The sequence below is a fragment of the Novosphingobium malaysiense genome, from assembly GCF_000802225.1.
In the GTDB taxonomy this organism is placed as follows: Bacteria; Pseudomonadota; Alphaproteobacteria; order Sphingomonadales; family Sphingomonadaceae; genus Novosphingobium; species Novosphingobium malaysiense.
The window spans coordinates 190,470-207,315 of record NZ_JTDI01000005.1; the positions used below are offsets into that span (position 1 = coordinate 190,470).

Sequence of the window (16,846 nt, forward strand, 5' to 3'; positions counted from 1 at the left end):
ATGCGCAGGATCGTGAACCACGTGGACCATGTCGCCTGGATTGCGCACTACGATTCCATTGAAAGTCACGTGGCGCAGATCGAGGAACTCGCAGGCGTCAAGCTTGATCGCTTTGAACGCGAAGATGCGGGAATTCTGATTTGCGTGAATTGGGAAGCAGGTTTGGAGATACTGGCTCCGATGCCAGCGCGTACGGAATTCAACGGCTTTCTCCACGAGCATCTCGAGCAAAAGGGCGAAGGCCTCTTCTCAATCGTATTCGGGGTCGATTCCATGGCGGAGCACAAGCAACGGCTTGAGGCGCTTGGCCATCGGGTTGGCCCCGAACTCGACGATCATCCCGCTTCGCCCTGGCATCACAAGCTCGTGATGCGTGAACGCATGGTGGGGCCCTTTATGGGGGGCCACTTTGTGCTTGGTGAGATCGACTACGCCGACGGCGTTATCTCAATCGACGACTTCTAGGCCCGGGCGCAAGGCCCGGGCGTGGCGATGGCGTTCACTCTTCGCGGCGACTGAATGTGATCGGGAGCGCTTCGATCGTCCGCGTGGCGACTGTAGGCATGTAGGTGATGTCTCCAGACGGGACAGCCAGCTGCACGTCGGCAAAGCGGCGGGCAATCTCCCGGGCCATGACCTTGATTTCCATGCGTGCCAGGGCAAGGCCAATACACTTGTGCGGACCTCCGCCAAAGGTGACGTGCCGCGGGAAGTTGGTGCGCTCGACATTGAATTCGCGCGGTGAAGCAAACACGGTTTCGTCGTCGTTTCCAGAGCCGTAGACAAGCAGCATGTGCGCCCCGGCGGGCAGCGTCACACCGTTGACGGTCACTTCCCGCGTCGTGGCACGGGCCAGGGCCCGCGTCGGCGGCTCCATCCTCAGCAGCTCTTCGACGAAGCGGTTGAGCAGGCGCTCGTCGTCCAATGCCCGGTGCAGTAATTCGGCAACCTCGGGGCGAGTGGCCAGCAGATAGAAAAGGTTGCTGATTGCGCTCGCCGTCGTGTCGTTACCCGCAATGAGCATGGCGCGCACCAGAGACACTGCCTCGCCGAACGTGAGGCGTTCGACAGTGCCGTCGTCGTGCGTCACCTCGGCATGAACAATGTCTGAGATCATGTCTTCCCCGGGTTCGCTCTCGCGCGCTTTCATCTTTCCGATCAGATAGTGCTGGAGTTCGCAGATCTGGCGGGCATTCTCGATCATCGCTTCGCGCGACTGCATGGCTCCGATCTGAGCCGTCACGGCGACGGACCAGCGAGAGATCTTCTCTTCCATTCCGTGATCGAGGCCGAGCTGTTCGACGATGACGCGAATGGTGAGCGGGATGGCAATGTCCCGGACCGCGTCGCACGAGCCACGTCCAGCGACACTGTCGAGCAGTTCGACAACCTTGTCACGGATGCGCGGCTCCAGTTCCTTCACCCGATGCGCGGTAAAGGCCCTCTCCATCAGTCTGCGGATGCGCGTGTGATAGGGCGGGTCCGACATGATCGCATCAGGGAAATAGCCACCCCCTTCGCGCCGCAGGATGTCGCGGAATTCGTCCTGCATGCCGCGCGCCTGAAAATCATGGTAGCCGTGTTCGACCGAAAAGGTCACCGGATCGGATTGCACCGTCCAGATGTCTTCGTTGCGTGTGATCAGCCAGGATCCCAGCCTCTCGTCGAAATGGACCGGCGCGCCTTTGCGCAGCGCGGCATAGAACGCGTGCGGGTGGGCCTGGATGTCGGGGTCCATCAGTGAGCCATTTTCGATGAGGTCCCGTTCTTCTGGACTCACTAGAACTTCGGTGGACGAGCTGGCCATATTTCGACTCCCAAATTCGCTGTGCGATTATAAATCGAACGAATTAATATCGCATCGTCAGCCAAGCAGTGAATCGAAATTCGGAAAATGGCTCTCGAGGCAATCGGCACCTCCCGGATGGGCAAGATGATGGCTAGGTATTGACCGCAGCGGTGTCTGGCTTGGCTGTGCATGCAGCCTTCAGACGCTCTGTTGACAGCAGTTGAATAATTCGAAAAGCTTATTTCATAACGGCGTTGCGTTCGATGACGTTACGCCGAGGGAGAAGAGCTTTCGGACGGCCGGGCGCCATGCGCATCCGGTGCTGCGAACTGCAAGGGTGACCGATGACCGAGTCCAGGCCTGTAATGGCGCAATCCAATTTCCATTCCGCGCTGGTCGGGAATGAAACCGAAGGCGGCGCGTTCGGGAGCGACGATGAGGCGCTGGCCTGGGCGAACGAGCAGGTGGATCGACTGGCTCAGTCCATGCGCTATTCGCTTGAGCGGCAGATCAAGGGGTTGCCCAGCGATGACCGCGACCTGAATGCCTACGAGGCAGTGCGCCACCTCCTGCGTAACGTCAGCATGGGCCACGCAAGCTACATGGAGGCCGACTTTCTCAATCCGGAACTGACGCGCATGAGCGCGACGGCCAGGATTCAGTTCCAGCTGCCATCGGTCGATTGCATGTATCACACTGCGCTTCTGCACGGTGACTACAGCTACCGGCTGAAGGGCAATCGCGGCACCGCCATGATCTTTCAGGTGACGACCTACCGCGGCAACGCTGCCGAACTTGTCGATTGGAAGACATGGTGCGTGGCCAACAACTTCGATACGGATCACCTCGCGCCCGGGCGGGACATCGATGTCGTGTTCAGCCGCACGAAGCCGGAAAACCTGGGGGATGCCTTTTGGATGGAGATTCCAGAAGGCATCTGCGAGTTGCACTTGCGCCAGTATTACGGTGATTGGGACAAGGAGGAGCCAGCGGATCTTCGCATCGTGCGCGAGGATCAGCAATTTCCCGCGCCGATCCTGTCTCGCGATCTTGCGCAACAGCGTTTTGGCCGGCTGCTCAACTTCCTGCGCGTTCACGCCGACTTCTGCCGGGCCGGGATCGATGCCCATCTTGCAGCCGATGCCGAGGAGGTGCCCGAACTGATCGTGCCGGGCGCCTTCGAAGGCACGCAGTATTTCAACGGCCACTTCCGGTGTGCGCCCGATGAGGCCGTAATCATCGAAGCCCGCGATCCGGGCGCGCTCTACTGGAACATGGAACTCGTCAACCAGCAGTGGGAGCCGGGCGATTTCTGGACGCGGCTGTCGTCCTACAACATGACCCAGGTTCACGCTGATGCCGACGGAGTGATCAGGCTGGTCGCAAGCTGGCAGGACCCGGGCGTGCCGAACTGGCTTGATTGTTCCGGCCGCATTCTCAGTTTGTTTTCGTTTCGTTTCTTCAAGGCCCGGGAGGCCGTTATCAGTCCCAGGCTGCGCACTGTGCCGTTCGCCGATCTGGAGAACCATATGCCGGCATCGCCGAAAGTAACGCCGCAGGAACGCCATGCGTTGCTCCAGCGGCGCTGTCAGTCCTTCTACAGGCGTCGTTTCAGTGACTTCTGAGCAGCAGGGCACGGGCAAGGTTGCCCTCGTAACGGGGGCGGCCGGAGGTATTGGACGTGCCGCGGCCGAACGCCTGGCTCGTTCGGGCTGGAAGGTTGTGGCGGTAGATCGCGACGTGGCCGCGCTGAACTGGGCCGGGGGGGACGCAAACATTCTCGCTCATGTGGCCGATATCACTGCGATGGACGCCAACCTGGGCATGGTCGCGCTCGCCGAAGACTGGGGTGGCGGGCTTGACGCCATGATTCTCAATGCTGCGATCCCATTGGGCGGCGGCATCGACGAGGTTTCGATGGAAGCCCTGGAACGGGCGATGGCCGTTAACTTCTACGGGCCGGTGATGGGGATCAAGGCGTCGCTTCCTGCTTTGCGCAAGCGTGGCGGCGGGTCGATCGTCGTAACCGCATCAATGCATGGGATCGTCGGCGAAGCGGAAAACTGGGCCTACGTATCGACCAAGCATGCGGTTGTCGGGATGGTCAAGTCGCTGGCGCGCGATCACGGCTGGGAAGGCATCCGGATCAATGCAGTGTGTCCCGGCCTTACCCGCGGGACCGGTATGACACGGGATATCGAAGCCCACGCGTCCGAGATTTACGCCAATCTTGCGGCTACGGTTCCCTTGCAGCGCTGGGCCGAGCCCGATGAAATGGCGGCCGCCATTGAGTTCCTGGTTTCGCCCGCAGCCTCGTTCATCAACGGCGTTGCTTTGCCGGTTGATGGCGGCACCGGAGCCGGTTCCGGAATGCGGCCCCCACTCAAAGGAAGGTGATCGACGATGGTGCTGACGCAGCAAGATGCACGGCGGGCGGCCACTCAGGACGATGTTTCGAGTGAAGCTGCCGGACTAAGGCGGGCTCTCAAGTTCGAAGTCTTACTCGACGAGGCCTTTGCTGAATCGGGCACGGGCAGGACCGATTTTCGGGATCGGGGTTTCCTGTCCAACCTTGAAAGAGTGCTCGAGATCCCGATACGGCTCGATCTCTCGGTGCGCGGTCTGCAGGGCATGCACGCCAATTCACTGCGCTGGCTGGTAAATCGTATTCGCTGGGAAGCGGACCTGGAAAAGCACCCGGAAATCCTCGAGGAGGACGTATCCGATCCCATCGTGGTGCTGGGCCTGCCCAGAAGCGGCACTACCAAGCTTCAGCGTTTCCTCTCATCCGATCCTGCCGTGCAGTCGACGCCGGCCTGGATGATGTGGAACCCCGCGCCTTTTCCGAATGAAGAGCGGGGCAATCCCCAGCCGCGTGTCGAGTGGGCGGCGCGCATGACTTCGATCGTCGCCAACACGGGCGAGAGTTACCAGAAGATGCACGAGTTCGCGGCGCATGAGCCCGACGAGTCCAGCTTCATCCCGCTCGCCAATTTCGATTACGTGATGCAGTACACCACGGCACCCGACCAGGTCTATCTGGACTGGGCAAGGACCGTGAACCGCACTTCGCCGCTCACCTATCTGAAGCGCATGCTGCAATATCTGCAGTGGCAGCAGGGGGGCAAGCGCGGGCCATGGCTTCTGAAGAACCCTGGGCACACCGGCGAAATGGCGGAAATGGCGGAAGTGTTTCCGCGCGCGACATTCGTCATTTCACAGCGCGATCTGGCATCCACGATGGGGTCGAGCTTTCGCATGATGAACGAGATACTCGTAAACACGTTCGATGACCCGGTTCCACGCCGCTACACGCGCGAAACGGTCGACTACTGGAGTTACGAACTCAACCGCTACCACATGCAGCGGGCCGCGCTGGGCAATTCCATCAGACTGATCGAGGCGCCCTACCAGCGCTGCGTCAACGACGGGCTCGGCGTCGCGCGCGAGGTCTTTGCCGCGCATGGCCTACCCTGGACGCGCGAAGGTGAGGCGGCGATGCGCCAGTGGGACATCGACAATCCACGGCACAAGCTGGGCACCTATGGCTACAAGCTCGAGGACTGGGGCTGGACCGCGGAAGGGATCGAGAATGCCTTCGGCCCTGTCGGGCGCGAATGGCGAGGGCGCTGAGAGGACATGCCAATGAAGAACCTGCTGCGCGGGCACATGCAGAATGCCTATGTTACCCACGATCTTGATAAGGCGATGGAGATCATTTCCGACCGGTTCGGGGTTCAGAAATTCGACCGGTTCGACCCGGAAATGACCGTCCTAACCGCCGATGGGCCCAGGCCGATGGTCAACCGGGTTGCTTCCTATTGGGCCGGCGGGCTCAACATCGAGATCATCCAACCGGTTTCAGGCGCGATCGATCACTATGTGACGATGTTGCCCGAGGACAAGACGGACGCCGTCCCGCGTTTTCATCATATCTCGCTCAGGCGCGACGATGAGGCGGAGATGCGCAGGGACATCGCTGAACTGGGCTTTCCCCTCGCCTTCGAAGGGCCGCTGAGCATCAAGTCGGAGATACCCAGCCTTATCTTCGTCTATCTCGATGCCCGTCCATCCCTCGGTCACTACGTGGAGTTGACGTGGAAGAGCCCTGAAGCCTGGAAGTACGTTGGCTGGCCCGAGGGGCGGCCCAACCTGTGATGCAGTAGCGGAGGGAGAGCCGCAATGTTTCTAGAAGGCCATTATCAGAACGCTTACGTCACGCACGACCTCGATCGGGCGATGGCGATGATTGATGCGCGATACGGCAAGATCGAATGGATCGTATTCGAGCCGGACATGGTGTTGAAAACGGACGCAGGGGAAAAGCAATCGAGCCTGCGCGCGGCAGTGGGCTGGGCAGGGGGGCTCAATCTGGAGCTCATTCAGCCGGTCAGCGGCTGGAATGACACCTACCTGCCGTTCCTGCCGGACGATCCGGGCGATCCGACGCCTCGCTTCCATCATATGGCGGTCCGCCGCGAGAACGAGGCAGAAATGCGTGCGGAGATTGCCAAGCTGGGCTTTCCGTTGGCATTCGAAGGATCTGTGCCGGGGTTGTTGTTCATTTACCTGGATGCCCGTGACAGCCTTGGCCACTACCTTGAATATGTTTGGGCGAGCCCGGAGGCGTGGGAAATGCAGGGCTGGCCCAAGGACCGGCCGGTCTGGTGATGCCATGAAGATCGGAATAACCTGCGGAGGCATAGGGCCCTATGCCAGTGGAGCGTTCATCGCGGCGTCCGCCCGGCTGGCGGAACAGGCCGGTTTCGCGCACTTCTGGATGCCCGAACATGTCGTGCAGTTCGCCCAGTACGGCCAATCGCAATACCCCTACGCCGAGGGAAGCGGACAGCAACTTCCCGAACAGCCGGACGACGCGCCGCTGCAGTGGGACGATGATACATACGCGATGTCCGACCCGCGAAATCCGCTCATCGATCCTGTCGTTGGGATGTCCTGGGCGGCGGCGGCGACGCGGACCATAGAGGTCGGTTCGAACATCCTCGTCCTGCCGCAGCGCAATCCGGTGTTCCTCGCCAAGGCGCTGGCAACGCTAGATTCATTTTCGGGCGGACGCGTAATCCTGGGCGTCGGCGTCGGTTGGGCAAAGGAAGAATTCGACGCGCTTGGTATCGATTTTGCGCAGCGCGGCGCACGGACCAATGAAGCGATCGAAGCGATGCGGCGGTTGTGGCTGGACGAATACTCGACTTTCGAGGGGCAGTACTTTCATTTTCGCGACGCCTGCAGCTTTCCCAAGCCTGTCCGGTCCGGAGGAGGCATACCTGTGCTGATCGGTGGTGAAAGCAAGGCGGCTATCCGCCGCGTTGCGCGCCTTGGCGATGGCTGGCTGCCCTATAACCTGCCGGTCGGGGATGCGCAGAAAGCCATCAGCGAGCTTCATGAATTGACCTGTGCCGAAGGGCGCGATCCCGCAAATCTGCGCATCGTCAAGATCATCTATTCGAATGCGCACCTCGATGACCTCAGGCGCTATCGCGACGCGGGCGTGACGGAATTCAATCTTGCCTCAAGCGGGGAAATTCCACTGGATGAAGCGGGCATGGCATCGCGCTTTCAGCGATTTGCCGAGGAACTTGTCATTGCGGTCTCGGATCTCTGACCGGTTCGATCCGTATCTGACGAATGGCAGCGGCAGCGGGCTTGGAAAGTCAATTTTGATTTAAACTAGGTTCGGGAGAGAGGTATGAGATTGAAGGGCAAGGTGGCCGTCATTACAGGCGGCACGAAGGGCGTCGGTCGCGGCATAGCGCATCGTTTCGCCGAAGAGGGAGCGTCGGTCGTCTTCACCGGTCGCTCGGAGGATCTGGGCCGCGCCGTGGAACGCGAAATTCGCGATGCTGGCGGCAAGGCGATGTTCGTTCGGGCTGACCTCGCCATCGAGGAAGATTGCCGGAACATGATCGAAGTTGCCGAGCGCGAGTTCGGACCGCTCAGTACGCTGGTGAACAACGCTGCTGCGACGCACATGATCGGCACCGCTCATCCCCATGCCGACAAGCGGATGCACCTGTTGTCGAACGAGACGCTGGACATCATGTGGAAGAGCGACATGTACGGTTTCTTCTGGTGTTGCCGTTATGCTCTGCGCGCAATGCTGGCGAACGGTCGGACGGACTGTTCGATCATCAACATATCCTCGGGCGCGGGAGCAGGGGGCGGCGGAGAAATGGATGCCTATGCGGCGTCCAAGGCCGCGATGAACGGCGTTACATTGTCAATGGCCGGTGAATACGCCCGCTCGGGTATCAGAGTGAATGCCATCGTTCTGGGGTTGATCAACAATGGTGGCGGTGTCGCGGCCATTCTTGCGAATGACGAAATGGCTTCTGCCGTAACGAGCCATATCCCCCTCCCATTCGTTGGGGAGCCGGATGACATTGCCTGGGGTGCGGTCTATCTGGCGTCGGATCAGGCGCGTTATGTGACCGGCGCGCTTCTGCCGATCGACGGCGGCGCCAACACGACTACAATGACAGAGGAAATGGGCACGACAGGGTGGGCCGAGCCTGTCTCGGCATGAGGTTTGAAACCTGCCCCTGTCTGTTTGAGCATCTGCTGCGTGGGTGCGGCAGATGTTCATGCGTCTTCCGGTCTGATGATCTGGCGCTTCCACCGGACAATGGTGTGGAAGCTTACATCCCGGGTATATGCCCGTAGATCTCGTTAGTGACTATTGCCGCAGTTGCGCGCAGGCGATCTGCGCAATGGCGGATTCGGGGGGCGCTGAGATCGCGGGGAATGCCGCTTACGACAAGTTGCAGCACAACCTCGCCTTCGGGCGAAAAGACAGGTGCGCCGATATACGCGATGCCATTGGGGTGATGTTCCCCGTTATCGATGAACTGGACCTCGTTCGGGGTCAGATTGGCGATCGTTTCGTAGACCGAAGACCAGTAGGCCTCGTCTCTGCGGTTCGCGGGTGAGCGCACCGGGGCCTGCCCGCTGGCAGCGATAGCATACCCGCGCTGACGGATCAGAGGTAACGCTTCGCGCAGGCGTTCGAGCGCATCCTGTGCCATGTATGGCTCTGCTTTCGCGATATAGGCTTCGATTGCCGCTTCGCTCGACCAGGCGATGTAACAGAGGCCCAGGGGCGGCAGCAGCGGCCGCCGTTCTCCGACGCGGGTAAGGCCGCGATGCGTTTGAACCACGCCTTCCCTGACCAGAACCAGGATCTCGTTCTCGACAACGGCGCTCGCGCTGCATTGCATATTCAGTTCGACGGCAAGCCGGGTCAGTTCGCGCCGCGCCACATCCACGCCCCGATGCTGCTGCACGGCGGCTTCTCCAATCGCGACCATCGCAATCCCCAGCGAGTAGGTGCGCTGGCTTTCGTTGCGGTAAAGAAATTTCGCCTGGGCCAGCGTGGTCAATATCCGGTGCGCCGAACCATTGGAGAGACCGAGCGGGCGCGCGATGTCCGCGAGCGAGAACGATTCCATGGGATGGGCGGCCAGAAAATTGAGCACGTCGATCACGCGGGTGGTGGGATTCGATGGATCAGGCACGCACGCATACTCCTTGCGCCAGCGAAAGCCTTGTTGACTCCGCAGGACTAATAGCGCAATTTTCCATTATTGATATATATATTCCAATAATGGAAGAGGAAAATTTATGGAGCGGCATCGCGAGCAGGATCTGACAGGCCGAGTCGTCATCATTACCGGTGCCAGCAGGGGTGTGGGCAAGCAGGCGGCGATCGGGTTCGCCCGGCGGGGCGCCAAAGTGGTGCTTGCGGCGCGTACTGTAGAGGCGGACGCGAGTCTGCCCGGCACCATCGGCGAGACGCTGCAGGAGATCGAGATGCTCGGCGGCCAAGCCATTGCCGTCGCCACCGATCTTGCCGAGGAAGCCGACCTGAAGCGGCTGGTCGCGGAGGCTGTCGACCGTTTCGGCGGCGTCGACATTCTGGTGAACAACGCGGCCGCGACGACTGGTGATATCTGGGGCAAGCCGTTCATGGCGTTGACGCGCGAGGAATGGCTCTACCAGTTCGCAGTCAACGTCCATGCTCCCTTCACGCTCACCCAGCTTTGCGTGCCGATCATGGAAAAGCGCGGCGGGGGACGGATCATCAGCCTCTCCACCGGCAGCGGCGAAGTATTCCGGCAGGCGGAGGAGCCGCCGAAGCTGGGAGCTGTCGGGCAGTTCAGTCTTGCGGTTCCCGGCTACTATTCAAGCAAGCGCGCGCTGGACCGGTTCGGTAACTGCATGGCGGCCGAGTTTTACGCCAAGAACATCGCCATCATTGGGCTGCACCCCGGACTGGTCGCGACCGAACTGGTAGCTATCCGTGTCCGGGAGAAGGGCCTCGATCCCAGCGTCGCCGTGCCGATGGCCGTGCCCGCCCGCATGATCATCTATTTCTCCGCCTGCGAGGACCCGTGGGAGTACACTGGCCGCCTGTTCTGGGCCGAGCGCGAAATGGAGGCGATGGGGATCGAACTGGACTCCGAAGACGTGCCGGAGGCGGCGCAGACCTGATCGCCGGAAGAAACAAGGAGATCCGGGATGGCTCTTTCGGTGATCGGCGCGGGGTTCGGACGGACCGGTACGCACTCCCTCAAGCTTGCGCTCGAACACCTAGGGTTCGGGCCATGCTACCACATGGTGGAAGCGCTTCGTCTTCCCGGAGCGGCCGCGTTGTGGGAGGCGGCCGCAGACGGTTTGCCCGTGGACTGGGCGCAAGTCTTCGCGGGTTATCACTCGACTGCTGACTGGCCCGGAGCGACGTTCTGGCGCGAACTGGCGCGGGCCTATCCGAAGGCCCGGGTCATTCTGACAGTGCGCGATCCCGAGGCATGGTTCGCCTCGACGCAGGCGACGATCTTCGCGCGGACTTTCGACGACCCGGATGATCCCTGGCAGCGCATGGTGCGCAAGGTGGTGGACCGGCTCTTCGACGAGCGGATGAATGATCGTGAACGGCTGATAGACGTGTTCAACCGCCACAATGAGATGGTTCGCAGTGTGATCCCGAAGGAGCGCCTGCTGGTTTATGACGTCGCCGAAGGCTGGGGGCCGCTATGCCGCTTCCTGGGCGTGGCCGAGCCCGAAACGCCGATGCCCCGGACGAATGCCAAGGAAGATTTCGGCCGGTTCGCAGCGGGTCTCGAACGGGCGAATTGAAAAAGCGCCGGATGCAGGCGCATGAATGGGAGACCGAAGGATGGATTTGCAGAAATATGGCCCCTGGGCCCTCGTTATCGGTGGTTCCGAAGGCGTGGGTGCGGCGTTCGCGCGGATGCTGGCCGCCGATGGTTTCAAGCTGGTACTGGTCGCGCGTAAACCCGAGCCGCTGCGGGAACTGGCGGATGAACTGCGCGCCAAGGGCACGGAAGTCCGGATCGTCTCCGCCGATCTGTCGGAAAGCGATGTTCTCGATCAGGTGCGCAAGGCCACTGATGACGTCGAGATTGGGCTGATGATCTACAATGCGGGCGCCAACAACACGCGCGGCCTGTTCGTCGAACTGCCCGAGGCGGTGACGCATTCGGTTCTGGCGATCACGGTGCTGGGACAGGCAAACTTCACGCGGCACTACGGCGCACGGATGGCCAAGCGCGGACACGGTGGTATCATCCTTGGGGGCTCGCTCAGCAGCTACCTCGGTTCGCCGACGCTGGCCGCCTATACCGGTGCCAAGGCCTTCAGCCGCATTTTCTCAGAAGCCTTGTGGGGAGAGATGAAGCCGCTGGGTGTGGATGTCCTGCACCTCAACATCGGCTTTACCGCGACACCGGCGATGGCCCGGCTGGGGATGCCGGTCGACCTGGCCGAACCGCCGGAAACCGTTGCCCGGGAAGGGCTGGACAACATCGCCAATGGCCCGGTCTGGATCGTCAGCACGCCCGGCAACGTCGAGCGCGCCAGGATGATCAACGGCATCGATAACCGTGCCGAGACCGTGCTCACCCACGCCATCGTTCCGCGTGATCAGACTGCCCAGGCTGCACGCGGTCAACACAAGCTCGCTGAACAGTGAGGGACAACACAAACCGCGCGAAGCGCCACCATAACTCGTGCCGGGAAAAGTCATGCCGTACCCGATAAGTGTCAGTCTTCCATTCGATCATATTCACAGCCCGGCTGAATTCATGACGATCGAGGCTGTCGGAGAAATTTGCCGGACCGCCGAGGCTGCAGGGTTTTCCGCCGGGTGTGTGACGGATCACCCCGTTCCCGGATCCCGCTGGCTGGATAACGGCGGGCACTATGCGCAGGACCCCTTCGTGATGCTGTCTCTGATCGCGTCGGCGACCACCACGCTCAAGCTGCAGACCAACATCCTGGTCCTGCCCTACCGAAATCCGTTCATCACGGCGCGCGCGGTGTCCACGCTGGACGTCTTTTCAAAGGGACGTGTGGTTCTGGGCATGGGAGCCGGATACCTGAAGGCCGAATACAAGGCGCTTGGCATCGATTTCGATACACGCAACGACCTTATGGACGAGTACATAAGGGCCATGAAGCTGGCCTGGACAGGTGAAGACTTCGCGTTCGAGGGGACGGGCTATTCGGCTCCCGGCAACCGGGTTCTGCCACGGCCGTTCCAGGATCCGCACCCGCCGCTGCTGGTGGGAGGAAACTCGCGCCGCGCGATCCGCCGCGCAGTCGAACAGGGGGATGCCTGGCACCCCTTTTTTGCTCCGGCGTCGGTAACGGATACAGCCCGTACCGTGTCGCTCGCGGCCGAAGAGGATATCGACAAGGCGCTGGCCTACCTTCACGATCACTGTGCCAAGGTCGGCCGCGCAACGCCGCCGCAGATCATTCTCTCCAGCGTGTTCACGATCAAGGCCGGCTACCGCGCGCAGGAAGCGCTCGACGTCATTTCATCCTATCGGGAAAAAGGGGCGTCAGCCGCAGGCGTAAGCATTTCGGCCAGCACGCGCGGAGAATGGTGCGATCTTGCCCGGGATTTCGGTGATCGGGTCCTGCTGAAATTGGGAAAATCTTCTCTGTAGGCTCCACTGGGCTTCAGGGCGTCATGCCCGCCGATCCCCTTCGCACCGCCTTTGTCCTTCAGGCGCTATGATGTTGGTTTCTGCGCTCGCAAACGACGATGGCCCCGCGCAGTTCGTAGCCCTGAAGATAACTGTTCCAGGTCATTTGCGGCTCGCGTTCCATGCGAATGCCCGGCTTCCGGAACAGGCGATCGAGAAAGATGCGCGTTTCATGTAGTGCCACCTGTGCGCCGGGGCAGCGATGGGGGCCATCGCCGAAGCTCAGGTACGAGCCCATCGCCTTGTTCCGTTTCGCCCTGTCCGCATCGATGGCATGCGGACAGACCCCGGTTACAGCCTCGTCGCGGTTTCCTTCCCGAATGTTGATCGCGACCAGGTCGCCCGCTTCGTATTCGGCGCCGTCCGTGTCCTGGCAGGGCTCTGCCACCCGCCGGTGCAATATCGAGACTACCGGTTCGAGCCGCAAGATCTCTTCAAGGATGGCGAACTGCATGGCTTCGCCATCCTCAAGGAACTTGCGCAGAAGATCGGGCTTTTCGAAGAGGTGCCAGGCGCACATGCAAATGAACTCTCGCGTCGTCATCATGCCCGCGCCTCCATAGGCAAGGCATTCCATGATCATGCGATTCTTCGAGTAGCGATGCTGCACCATGTAGGTGATGACATCATCCTTGGGCTTGGTCCGGCGGGCCTTGACGGCGGGAAGAATGTCCTGCTTCCACAGCTTGCTGACGCGCACAGCCATCTTGGCGTTGAAGATCAGACTGTTTAGCAATCCCGTCTTGCGATCGAATGAATTGTCCAGCACTGCACGGACGCGATGGGCGAGATCTACGTTGCTGTCGCTTTCGGTTAGGCCGATGATCTCCGCAGCGACATCCACTGCCATACGCCAGCTCATCTCGTCCAGGACGCCACGCCCTGTTCGCTGCAAGTCGGCCAGAATGGCTTCCATGGTCCGCTCCATAACCGCTTGATGGCGCGTCACGATGGCTTTGGGGGCGAAAAGGCCAGCGACCGATCCGCGGCGCTTGCGGTGTTCTTCACCGTCGAGAAAGAAAAATGACGTTTTGTCGGGGTCGGCTGTGGACCGTTCGTCAGCGTCGATGGCACCCGCCTGCCTGACTTTCGTCGAGCGCAGGATATCTCGCCCAGCCGTATACCGGCCGATCGTTCGGGCACCGTTGCGCGGTTTGATGTTTGCGGCGGCCAGTGCGCCGCTCTTCCGGTCATCACGCCCGTTGTCCATGGGACAGATTGCCTTTTCGACGTCCACACCAAGTCTCCCGTCGTCAGTCGGCACCTCCGTTCCCGGAGAATTCACCGACAAGGAAAAAGGGTGTATCCGGCTGGGAGGAAGTCAGCCGGATACACCTTGCCGTCAGCTCCCGAAGCGGTAGCGCAGGCGAAGTCCGTACATCCTTGGCGGTCCAAGCAGCATGCTATCGTACCCAGCGGACACATATGAGCCGCCGACGTAGACCGGATATTTCTCCTTGGTCACATTGGTGGCAAACACCGCAAGATCGACCGGCATCCCGGCGATTCCGTTCCAGCTGGCATTCAGGTTGACCAGATTTGTCGAGGGCAGAAGGCCGATCGGCGAGTCTGCGGATGCAATCTGCGACGAGGTATAGATATAGGTCCCGCCAAAGGTGATCTCGCCAACGTTCTCGGGTAGCGGTAGCGTATATTCAGCGGTGGCCGAAAGCTTGTGGTGCGGCGAAAGCGCAAGGTCGCCGCCTATCTGGGACGTGGGCAGTGGAGGCAGGAAGCCGGGAAATACCGGGGGGCTGTAGGAGGACAGTTTGGTGTCCAGGTATGTATACCCTCCCGAGAGGCGAAATCCCGCAAACGGACGGATCATGGCCTCAACTTCAACGCCCTTGATCCTTGAGGTGCCGGCATTGACTATAGCTGCCGACGGTGATGCTGCCGGGTTGGTGCCGTCCGGGATCAGGTTCGCCTGAAGCTGCTGGCTGGTGAAGTCATTGTAGAACGCCGCGACGTTGAAGTAGCCATTGACCGCGCCGCGAAGCGTCAGCTTGGCGCCGATTTCGTAAGTGTCGACTTTCTCGGGGCCCCAGGTGATGGGGATGGTGTTGGAGGGGTTTGCGCTGCCCTGGCGGTAACCTCTTGCGTACTTTGCGTAGAGAAGCGTGTCAGGGCTGGGTTTGTAATCGAGATCGATCAGCCAAGTGGGCTTCTCGGACTTCTGCTTCAATTCGACAACACAATCCGACGGATTTGCCGCAGGCAGCCCGGTCGATGTGCAGATGAAGAAGGGCGTGTTTGGGGCGGGAAAGATGGCGATCCGCACCGAACCCTGGGCATCGACCTTGTCGATGGTATAGCGGATGCCGCCTGTCAGAGAGAGGGTGTCCGTCAGCTTGTAGGTGGCTTGTCCGTAAAACCCGATATTATCGAATTTGTACCGCGTGAGCGTGTTCTGGACGAAACCTGCCGGGCTTGCCGGAGTTCCCAGAATGTCGGTGCACTGTAGCGCCTGTACATTGATGCAGCTCGCGAGAATGGATGTCAGCGTTCCCTGCCAGGAGAGCGGCCCACTGTTCTCGTAGTAGGCGCCGGCCTGAAAATCGAGCTTGCCGTCGCTGCTGCGACCCTGCAGCTGGAATTCCTCGGTGAAGGTGTACTGCGAAAGCGTGTCGCGGTTGTTGTCATGGTAGACGTTCACGAAGCCGAACGGCAGCCCGCCTGCTACGGGAAACTGGATGTTCTCGCCGAAGATTGACCCGCTTTGACGCTGCCTCATCTCGGTGTAGCTGACGATGTTCTTCAATGTGATCGTGTCGCTGGCGAGGAACGTGGTGGTGTTGATGACCTGCCACTGTTCCTGCTTCAACTGCGCGTCGGGGTTGCTGTTCTCAACATCGTAGTAGCCGTAACCGTTTGCCGATGCTCGAGCCAGCTGTTGGCTGCAAACCAGTGACGACAGGAGCAATGCCGCACCGGAAGCTGTCGCTCCGGGCAGGCAAGGCACACCACCCACCGTCTGCGTGTTGGCGAGCACCACCTTCGGCACAGTGCCGTTGGTGTTCGAACGGATGTAATCCGCGATGAGATAGTTCTCCAGATCGGGCGTCAGATCCGCGACGATGCTGGCGCGCACCGAGGTGTAGTCGGTGTCATTAAAGGTCGAAGGCCCGATGCCGGAGCGGTTGCGCAAATAGCCGTCGCGCTTCATGCGGTCCACGCTGAGGCGGACCTTGAACGTGTCGGAGAGCGGGGCGTTCAGCACGGCCTGAACGCGGCGCATGCCAAAGTTGCCGATCGATCCTTCGACATAGCCCTCGAGCAGGTCGGTTGGCTTCGTGGGGACGAGCAGCACCGCTCCGCCGGTCGTGTTGCGGCCAAACAGTGTCCCTTGGGGCCCCTTGAGAACCTGGACATTCTGCAGATCGAAAAAGGATCCGGAAAGCGCATTGTTGCCGCCGCCGAGCGCGGGCTGGCCACGTGCGGCGACGACATCCGCGAAATACACGGCTACTGATGGCGAAGTCTGCGCCTCCTGCACGAAACCGCGGATTGCAAAGGAGGCGTTCTCGGCGCCGAAGCGCGAATTGGACGTCAGTGAAGGCGTATATGTCGCAAGGTCATTGGCCGACACGACGTTGCGCTCGGCGAGCTGCTGCTGGTCGAACACGGTCATGGAAATGGGCACGTCCTGCAACCGTTCGGCTGTTCTTCGTGCCGTCACGATGATGGCATCCTTGTCTGGGTCGGCGGTGTCCTGGGCAAATGCTGCAGGGGCCATCCCAAAGGTGGCAACTCCTGAAGCTGTGGCAAGCAATGCTCCCGCAAGTCGCTTCACGCGCATCAAATCCTCCCCAATTGTGCGCATGCATTACTTGCTGCGCGTTCTTTTTTGGCGATGGGCAGGCGAAGCCGCCCCGGACGGTCCGGTTTGACCGGCCTGAGCTATGTCCGGCTTTGGCTGCCATCTCTCTTCTTCGTGGCTCCGTTCCTGGAAATTTTGGGGGCTTGCGCGGCCCCATGCTCCAGTCAACGCGGCCTGTGCTGTGTTGTACGCAAGTTTGGCAAATGC

At 60.8% G+C, this 16,846-nt stretch carries 16 protein-coding genes; 12 read left to right on the plus strand and 4 right to left on the minus strand.

Features of this window, described 5'->3' with window-relative positions:
• Entirely contained in the window at nt 1-465 is a 465-nt protein-coding gene (locus LK12_RS16600; protein ID WP_039286416.1) for a hypothetical protein, read from the plus strand.
• Nucleotides 466-499: 34 nt separating this feature from the next.
• Here LK12_RS16600 and LK12_RS16605 read toward each other — a convergent pair whose 3' ends face one another.
• Nucleotides 500-1,807 carry a cytochrome P450 gene (locus LK12_RS16605; RefSeq protein ID WP_039286418.1) on the minus strand — a complete coding sequence of 436 codons (1,308 nt, stop codon included), beginning with the start codon at nt 1,805-1,807 and terminating at the stop codon, nt 500-502.
• Nucleotides 1,808-2,154: 347 nt separating this feature from the next.
• Between LK12_RS16605 and LK12_RS24695 the strand changes: the two genes are divergently transcribed.
• From LK12_RS24695 to LK12_RS16640, 7 genes are all read left to right on the plus strand, one after another.
• Entirely contained in the window at nt 2,155-3,414 is a 1,260-nt protein-coding gene (locus LK12_RS24695) for a hypothetical protein (protein WP_052223509.1), read from the plus strand.
• Entirely contained in the window at nt 3,356-4,186 is an 831-nt protein-coding gene (locus LK12_RS16615; RefSeq protein ID WP_082010577.1) for an SDR family NAD(P)-dependent oxidoreductase, read from the plus strand. Before LK12_RS24695 ends, LK12_RS16615 begins: the two co-directional genes overlap by 59 nt.
• 9 nt (nt 4,187-4,195) lie before the next feature.
• Nucleotides 4,196-5,422, plus strand: coding sequence for a sulfotransferase family protein (locus LK12_RS16620; RefSeq protein ID WP_197063562.1), 1,227 nt, complete (start codon nt 4,196-4,198; stop codon nt 5,420-5,422).
• Between the two features lie 12 nt (nt 5,423-5,434).
• Nucleotides 5,435-5,947, plus strand: a complete 513-nt coding sequence (locus tag LK12_RS16625) for a VOC family protein (protein ID WP_039286424.1) — start codon at nt 5,435-5,437, stop codon at nt 5,945-5,947.
• A 24-nt stretch (nt 5,948-5,971) separates the two neighbouring features.
• Nucleotides 5,972-6,460, plus strand: coding sequence for a VOC family protein (locus LK12_RS23910; RefSeq protein WP_052223510.1), 489 nt, complete (start codon nt 5,972-5,974; stop codon nt 6,458-6,460).
• Nucleotides 6,461-6,464: 4 nt separating this feature from the next.
• Nucleotides 6,465-7,412: an LLM class F420-dependent oxidoreductase gene (locus LK12_RS16635; protein ID WP_052223511.1), complete on the plus strand. Its 948-nt coding sequence runs from the start codon at nt 6,465-6,467 to the stop codon at nt 7,410-7,412.
• Nucleotides 7,413-7,496: 84 nt separating this feature from the next.
• Nucleotides 7,497-8,333: an SDR family NAD(P)-dependent oxidoreductase gene (locus LK12_RS16640; RefSeq protein WP_052223512.1), complete on the plus strand. Its 837-nt coding sequence runs from the start codon at nt 7,497-7,499 to the stop codon at nt 8,331-8,333.
• Between the two features lie 112 nt (nt 8,334-8,445).
• On the opposite strand, the gene LK12_RS23915 is transcribed toward LK12_RS16640, so the two are convergent.
• Nucleotides 8,446-9,291: an IclR family transcriptional regulator gene (locus LK12_RS23915; protein WP_156135523.1), complete on the minus strand. Its 846-nt coding sequence runs from the start codon at nt 9,289-9,291 to the stop codon at nt 8,446-8,448.
• Between the two features lie 136 nt (nt 9,292-9,427).
• Here LK12_RS23915 and LK12_RS16650 point away from each other — a divergent pair, with 136 nt between their 5' ends.
• The 4 genes from LK12_RS16650 to LK12_RS16665 are packed head-to-tail and all read left to right on the plus strand — an operon-like array spanning nt 9,428 to nt 12,780.
• Nucleotides 9,428-10,297: an SDR family NAD(P)-dependent oxidoreductase gene (locus tag LK12_RS16650; protein WP_039286426.1), complete on the plus strand. Its 870-nt coding sequence runs from the start codon at nt 9,428-9,430 to the stop codon at nt 10,295-10,297.
• A gap of 27 nt (nt 10,298-10,324) precedes the next feature.
• Entirely contained in the window at nt 10,325-10,942 is a 618-nt protein-coding gene (locus LK12_RS16655; RefSeq protein ID WP_039286428.1) for a sulfotransferase family protein, read from the plus strand.
• Between the two features lie 40 nt (nt 10,943-10,982).
• On the plus strand, nt 10,983-11,798 hold the full coding sequence (locus LK12_RS16660) for an SDR family NAD(P)-dependent oxidoreductase (RefSeq protein WP_082010580.1): 816 nt from the start codon (nt 10,983-10,985) through the stop codon (nt 11,796-11,798).
• A 52-nt stretch (nt 11,799-11,850) separates the two neighbouring features.
• A complete protein-coding gene (locus LK12_RS16665) occupies nt 11,851-12,780 on the plus strand; it encodes a TIGR03619 family F420-dependent LLM class oxidoreductase (protein WP_039286430.1) in 930 nt (309 codons plus the stop codon).
• Nucleotides 12,781-12,838: 58 nt separating this feature from the next.
• Here LK12_RS16665 and LK12_RS16670 read toward each other — a convergent pair whose 3' ends face one another.
• On the minus strand, nt 12,839-14,056 hold the full coding sequence (locus LK12_RS16670; protein WP_231568392.1) for a cytochrome P450: 1,218 nt from the start codon (nt 14,054-14,056) through the stop codon (nt 12,839-12,841).
• 105 nt (nt 14,057-14,161) lie between these two features.
• Entirely contained in the window at nt 14,162-16,555 is a 2,394-nt protein-coding gene (locus tag LK12_RS16675; protein ID WP_052223515.1) for a TonB-dependent receptor, read from the minus strand.
• Nucleotides 16,556-16,846: the final 291 nt, after the last annotated feature.